Source organism: Synergistaceae bacterium (genome assembly GCA_031267575.1).
In the GTDB taxonomy this organism is placed as follows: Bacteria; Synergistota; Synergistia; order Synergistales; family Aminobacteriaceae; genus JAIRYN01.
Genome location: JAIRYN010000049.1, coordinates 83,645 through 89,985, shown reverse-complemented (window position 1 = coordinate 89,985; position 6,341 = coordinate 83,645). Strand labels below are relative to the sequence as shown.

General features: G+C 49.4%; 8 protein-coding genes. 2 read left to right on the top strand and 6 right to left on the bottom strand.

Annotated features, from left to right (window positions below; translation table 11 throughout):
- A partial coding sequence (locus LBJ36_08005; GenBank protein MDR1378980.1) for a flagellin occupies positions 1–272 on the top strand: 272 nt, incomplete at its 5' end.
- On the opposite strand, the gene LBJ36_08000 is transcribed toward LBJ36_08005, so the two are convergent.
- From LBJ36_08000 to LBJ36_07975, 6 genes are all read right to left on the bottom strand, one after another.
- Positions 242–520, bottom strand: coding sequence for a hypothetical protein (locus tag LBJ36_08000; protein ID MDR1378979.1), 279 nt, complete (start codon positions 518–520; stop codon positions 242–244). The genes LBJ36_08005 and LBJ36_08000 overlap by 31 nt on opposite strands.
- A gap of 8 nt (positions 521–528) precedes the next feature.
- Positions 529–1,731 carry a D-alanine--D-alanine ligase gene (locus tag LBJ36_07995; GenBank protein ID MDR1378978.1) on the bottom strand — a complete coding sequence of 401 codons (1,203 nt, stop codon included), beginning with the start codon at positions 1,729–1,731 and terminating at the stop codon, positions 529–531.
- Positions 1,732–1,752: 21 nt separating this feature from the next.
- Complete coding sequence (locus tag LBJ36_07990) at positions 1,753–3,363, bottom strand: hypothetical protein (GenBank protein MDR1378977.1); 1,611 nt, start codon at positions 3,361–3,363, stop codon at positions 1,753–1,755.
- A complete protein-coding gene (locus tag LBJ36_07985) occupies positions 3,360–4,229 on the bottom strand; it encodes an alpha/beta hydrolase (GenBank protein MDR1378976.1) in 870 nt (289 codons plus the stop codon). Before LBJ36_07985 ends, LBJ36_07990 begins: the two co-directional genes overlap by 4 nt.
- Positions 4,157–4,402, bottom strand: coding sequence for a transposase (locus LBJ36_07980; protein MDR1378975.1), 246 nt, complete (start codon positions 4,400–4,402; stop codon positions 4,157–4,159). The genes LBJ36_07985 and LBJ36_07980 overlap by 73 nt, the downstream gene beginning before the upstream one ends.
- Positions 4,403–4,780: 378 nt before the next feature.
- The gene (locus LBJ36_07975; protein ID MDR1378974.1) at positions 4,781–4,954 is read right to left on the bottom strand and encodes a 4Fe-4S binding protein; all 174 of its coding nucleotides are present in this window, start codon (positions 4,952–4,954) and stop codon (positions 4,781–4,783) included.
- Positions 4,955–5,172: 218 nt separating this feature from the next.
- On the opposite strand from LBJ36_07975, the gene LBJ36_07970 reads away from it, so the two are divergent.
- A complete protein-coding gene (locus LBJ36_07970) occupies positions 5,173–6,012 on the top strand; it encodes an META domain-containing protein (GenBank protein MDR1378973.1) in 840 nt (279 codons plus the stop codon).
- Positions 6,013–6,341: the final 329 nt, after the last annotated feature.

Genomic DNA, 6,341 nt, shown 5'->3' with positions numbered 1-6,341 from the left:
GAGCCATCACCATTCTGGATACTGCGCTCGGTAAGGTTTCCACACAGCGGGCGAAGATCGGCGCGTACCAAAACTCTCTGGAGCACACGGTCACAAATCTGACGACCACTGGGACAAACCTGACGGCGGCGGAGAGCCGTATTCGCGACGCGGACATGTCCATAGAGATGCTGAACTTCACGCGTTTACAGATTTTATCCCAGTCTGGCACGGCCATGCTGGCCCAGGCTAACCAGCTTCCTCAGTCGGTACTGAGCCTCATCCGAGGGTAGCCGGCAATTTCAAAGAGGGCAACTTCAATTTCAAATTCAATTTTCAATTTCAAATTCAATTTCAAAGAGGGCAACTTCGCACGAAAAACAAAAAAACCAAAAGCAGGGAGCCGCGCGCGTGACTCCTTGCTTTTGGGCTTCTTTCGCGCCTTCAAGGCTAAAGCATGACTAAAACGTTCTGAACTTCTGACTGAACTCTTCTGACTGAACTTCTGAACGTTAGGACGCGGATGGCTTGCTTCGCCCATAGCGTATGTTATACTACCTTTTTATTTTTGATTCCATTTTTGATTCCACTTTTGATTCCATCCGCCTCAAATTGAGCGAGGATGTTGGCGTCAAAAGAGTACACAATCTCCGCTTCCTCGCGCCGTCTTTTAAATGCCAAACGAACCAACTCGTCCAGTAACCGCGTGAAAGGCATTCCCACGGGTTCCCAGAGGTAAAAAGACAGCGATCCAGGGATGGTGTTGATTTCATTGATCCAGATTTCTCCGCTGCTCGCGTTCATCAAAAAATCAATCCTGGTGACCCCGTTACAGCCGAGAAGCTGAAAAGTCTCCACCGCCAGCTCCCGAACCCGCTGACGCACCTCCAGGGAAATGTCGGCAGGCAGTTTCCTCTTCGCCGCGCTCATGCCTTTTGTTTTGCCGCCCGACAGGTATTTGTCCTCGTAGCTCAGAATGGCGTCATAGTTGATCGGTTCTTCGCATTCAGAGGCCATAGCGGATTCTCGATCACCTAAGACGGAGCAGTTGATCTCCCTCAGGTTCTGAATAGCCGGCTCCACCAGGGCCGTATCGGCGAACTGAAAAGCGTAGCCCAGCGCGTCCATCAGCTCCTGAGTATTTCCAACTCTGCGGATGCCGACACTGGACCCCAAATTTACGGGCTTCACAATTGCCGGGTAGGGGAGGCTTCCTTCGACGTCAGTAATCGTTCCGTTTTTGTCGCCGTAAAAAGCTTTCATATAAACCCGACTACAGTTCAGGACCGGAAGCCCATTCTCTTTGCAAAGTGCTTTCATGAGATACTTGTCCATACCCACAGCGGAGGCCGTTACGTCGCATCCTACAAAAGGGATAGAGAAGACCTTCAAATAACCCTGTAAGGCGCCGTCCTCTACATTCGTACCATGAGTGATCGGGAAAGCCACGTCGATCTCAGCGCGGACGGAGCTTCCAAAACGTTTCATGGGGTACTGTACCAGGAGAAACCGGTCTCCATCTCTATGAAAAAAAACACGCTGGCTTTTTTTCAGCAGCGAGGGGATATCCCGATATTTTTCAATTTTATCGAGGTGCTCGCCGACGAATAGGTCCCCGTTTTTTGTGATGTAAACAGGAACAACATCGTATTTTGTCCTGTCGAAAGCCGCAATGGCCTGCATGGCGGATATGATGGAGACCTCATGTTCCACGCTCCTGCCTCCGAAAAAAACGCCTACGCGAATCTTCATATTAGCTTTGTCACCTCACGTTCAATAATTATCCGGCAAATCGTTTTCCAGCAGGATAACCTTTTGTCTGGCGCCCGCGTCGACTGCGGAAAGCCGAGAAAGCCCCTCGCCAAGGTTGGCCGCGACGAAAATCCGGCTCTCCGGGTAATGGGCGTGGAGCAGTCCATTGTAGACGCTTTTCGTTTGCCTCTGTCCTACGAGAATCACAAAATCACAAATCTCGGCCGCCTGTGCTCCAAAGTTTTCGTTGAGTTCGTTCTGCCGGGGTCCCAGCTCAACCATGCCGGGCGTGACCAAAATTTTATAGCCCTCGAAAAGAGCCAGCACGTCGAGGGCGGCCTTCGCTCCGGCCGCGTTGGAGTTGTAAGCGTCATCAATAACGATGTCTCCACCTCGGCAAATCAGTTGCAACCGGTGAGGAACTCCCTTCAGCCTGCTCGCTCCGACGATGATATCCCTTCGATCGACCCCCATGAAATCCGCTACAGCTATAGCGGCAAGCACGTTGGTGATGTTGTGGACACCGATCAGACTCGTCTCGATCCTCATCTCCGTGGAGTCGGGCAACTTTACTGAAAAGGAAGATCCTTCCACCGAGACCTTCATATCCCGTGCCTGATAATCACAGCTGTCAGAAAAACCGTAGGTGACGGTCTTACACCCGCTTTCATCGAGGCGAGACGCCTCGGCTCGGACGCGCTCGTCGTTCAGGTTCAAAAACGCTGCTCCGTCTTTGGGCAAGGAATCGACCAACTCGAACTTTGTTTTGACGATGTTTTCCAAAGTTTTGAAAGACTCCAGATGCTGAGGGCCGATTGAGGTGATCACTCCGTGAGTGGGTCGCGCCAGGTCGCAAATTTCTCGGATGTCCCCCACGTTTCTCGCCCCCATTTCGCAGACGAAGAGTTCGTGATAGGGTTTCAGCCTCTCGCGCAATGTTCTTACGACCCCCAGCGTCGTGTTGAAGTTCTCCGGCGTCGTCAGAACATCGTATTTGGATGACAATAGCTGATGTAGGAAGGACTTCGTACTCGTCTTACCATAACTCCCTGTCACTCCCAGGACCATAAGACCGGGGTGTTCACGGAGTTTTCGTCTCACGTCCTCCACGTATCGATGGTTGATCGCTTTTTCGAGAGGCGCGTTGATTCCGTTGGCCAGTAGGATAAAGCCCGGCGCGAGGAGGTGAGCGACGGCAAGCTCAGTTGCCTGAATTTCGAGGCTTCCAGCTCGAAAAGCAAGAAACACGGTTCCCAAAACTAAAATCGTGTATGTCGCCAGCATCCTCTTGATGCGGTTCGTGTAGACCAGAGGTTTTTTCATCTTCATCCGGCAAGGTCGGTTGCGCCAACACTGCCCCGCGAACAGCAGAATGAAGGCCCAAGAGGCTAGCGAAGCGCCATCCGGAGCCAGGAATGAGACCAGGAATGAGACCAGGAATGAGAAGGGAAAAACACAAAGCGCTATCCCATTGTCTTGTAACCAATATCTTTTGTTTTGAGCAAGCCATCGAAGCTGAACTCCAACTTTATAGGAGTTCAGTTGAAACATGTGCAACCAGCGTAGAGTGGAAACGCAATGGGCGCACAGAAAAACGAGAGACAAAATTTCCCTATAACCAACGGCGATCATGGTGTTCCACCTTTTAGCTTGAAAAAAGAATCGAGCACCTTGCCAAACACGAAAGGTTGATCCAGAAAAGGATAATGGCCGGCGTTTTTCAACTCGACCAGGCCGGCGTCAGGGATGAGGCGCTCCATAAGTTTTCCGTTGTCGATGGGTGTTTCTCGGTCATTCTCCCCCCAGATCAGAAGGGTAGGGCAGGCGATGGAGGAGAGAAAGGGAGTCAGGTCCTCGTTCACGATCTTCACGAAACACTCGCGCATCCGAGGGGACGCGTTGCGATAGTCGGACGAGGCGTTTTTGCGCCACCAGCTTTCGAGAAGGCCGGGGAATGTCTTTTTCAAAAAAGGTAGCGATAAAAAGCTTTTGACGGTTTTATAGAGAACCAGGCGGAGCTGTCGCTTCGCTGTCTTTTGGGGTCTGATGCCTGCGCTGCCCACCAGCAGCGCCTTCGAGACACGAAAGGGAAGAGGGCTCCGGCTTGTCAGCTTGATGATGATCCTTCCTCCGTGGGAATGTCCAATCAAGTCCGCGGCCTCGATTCCCAGTTTTTTCAAAAAGGCGATGGCGAAGTCTGCGTAATCATCCACTCCCCAGGGAACGGGTGGTTCCCCGCTTCCTCCGAAGCCGGGCAAATTGGGCGCGCAAACTCTCCGCTCAGCCGCCAGGCGATCCAAAAAAGGCAGGAGCACCGAAAAATCGGACCCCCAGCCGTGTAAAAACAAAACCGCGTCCCCCGAACCTTTGTCGTAGTAGTTGACGTCGATTCCATTTAAGTGCATTTTATTCAAGTGCATTTTATTCAAGCGCATTTTATCAAGTCGCATTCCCGTCCCCACACGCGAACACAACCCATCTTCTTGACATGCTCCCACGACAAAAGTCGTAGGATTGGCCGCGTTTTGACAAAGGCGTGAACGTGATTCGGCATGATCTCAAGCTTCGCAATCTGAACATCGATTTCATCAGCTTTCTCGTATAAAAGTTCTTTGAGTCGTATTTCTGCATCACCAACAGGCATCTTGCGCCGATATTTTGGACACCAGATAAAATGCTAGCCAATATCTAGGCAATATCTAGGCAATATTGAACACAGATGTGTTCGAATGAATCCATTGTTGATAAGCCATAAAAAGAGTTTAACATGAAAGTAGACATATGGCAATAAACAAAATACAAAACAAACGCCGCCAACGATGGCTTTGCAATTCTCGTCCAAAGGCTGAAGCCGTTGGCTTTCTCATTGCTTTATCATAATCAAATCGCTATGTTCAGAACAAGGCTTAGATTGATTTAGATTGATTTAGATTGGGTTGGATCGGATTGGGTTAGGTTGAGTTGGGTTGGGTTAGGTTGGATCGTGTGAGATGATTTTTATTTACCGCTGCCAACTCGCAAAAGCTGGCAGCAGTGTTTTTTGAATGACTTATTGAGAAATCGCGCTGACTGGGCAAGTTGAAACACAGCTTCCGCACTCGATACAGGTATCGGCGTTCACTTTCGCCTTTCCCTCATCGATAGCGATGGCTTCCACTGGGCACGTCCCCACACATGCCTCACACCCCACACAGGTATCGGCATCTACTACCGCCTTTGCCATAAAATCTCCTCCTGTTCAACTTAAAATATAAAAACCCCCAAAAAATACGATAGTGTTATTATATCATGCGTGCGCGCTATATCAGCTCTTTCCTGAATTTAAGAAAAAATAACAGAAAAAAGACGGATGATAAAAACGGAAAGAAGTGAGACTATTTTGACGTGGTTTTCAGTGATTTTCATTGGGGCGCGTAAAATTTTGGAAGATAAGGAGACTTGATGATGACGGGATTAGAAAAATTTTTCAAAACATTACGGTTGGGGGTGCAGTTAGGAACTATTTTTGTGATAACTTTGACGCTTATGGCGGACACGGTTTGGGCGGCTGACTCTTCAGAAGACGAACTCGTGGTTTTCCCCGAAGGTTTGCCGTGTGTGATGAAGCGCGTGCCAACCGATTCGGGGGAGAGATTTGAGGCTGAAGGTGATCCGTCGACTTTTTTCCTGAGCGATGGCGCTACCGCCGTGCTCAAAATAAGCGGTCACAATTACCCGAAATATGTCCTCATAAGAAACTTTTCGGACGAAGACGATTTCACCCTGACTGTCGATGGCAAGAATTACGCGATGAAGAGCGCCATTTCCGCTTCCGGAGCAAAGTACGAGGCTGAAAACGATCCGTCGACCTCATTGTGGAACAAGGGAAAGGAGGTTTTCCTTGAGATCGGAGGGAAGGAGTATTTGGGCTATGATATCTGGCGACCTGATAGAGAAATATGGCTGTCGGACCCGAGCTTTCCGACCGAACTGGAGTGGAAGGTTGCGAGTATTGCCGACTTAGAGGTCATTCCGGGTTCCACCGTGACCCTCACCTTTCACTCTGATGGAAAACTCAGTGGAAAGGCTTCCATCAACAACTTCACGTCATTGTGGATCGCGTCCGGTTACAAAATCCTGATCACAAACGGGATCTCGACCAAAATGGCTGGTTCGAAGGAACTTATGGATCAGGAGGAGAGATTTCTCACATTCCTGTCTGGAATCGACAGGTTTGAATTTCGCAAAGAAGGAGTAGCGCTTATAAATAAGGACGATGAGGAGATTCTCCTGAAACGCTGAATATCGCGAGTCTAACGCTATAAAGTTTTTGTCTCGATACAAGAAACTTGAGAGATTCAAGGATCATCCGAGATCTTGGATGATCCTTATCACATAACTGTCCATCCTTCTTTTCCACCTTCTTTTCCACCTTATTTTCTATCTTCTTTTCTACCTTCCTTTCCCCCTTCTTTCTTTTATTTGTTATAAACTCCTTCAAACGTTGATACCTACACCTCCGTTCCGTTAGAGCTATTCAAATCTGTCTAAACAGATTCAAAGTTGACTTCCTGCTTCACTGAGGCCAGTTTCACCGCCATCTCGCGACGACGGCCAGAGCTGTCCTCTCC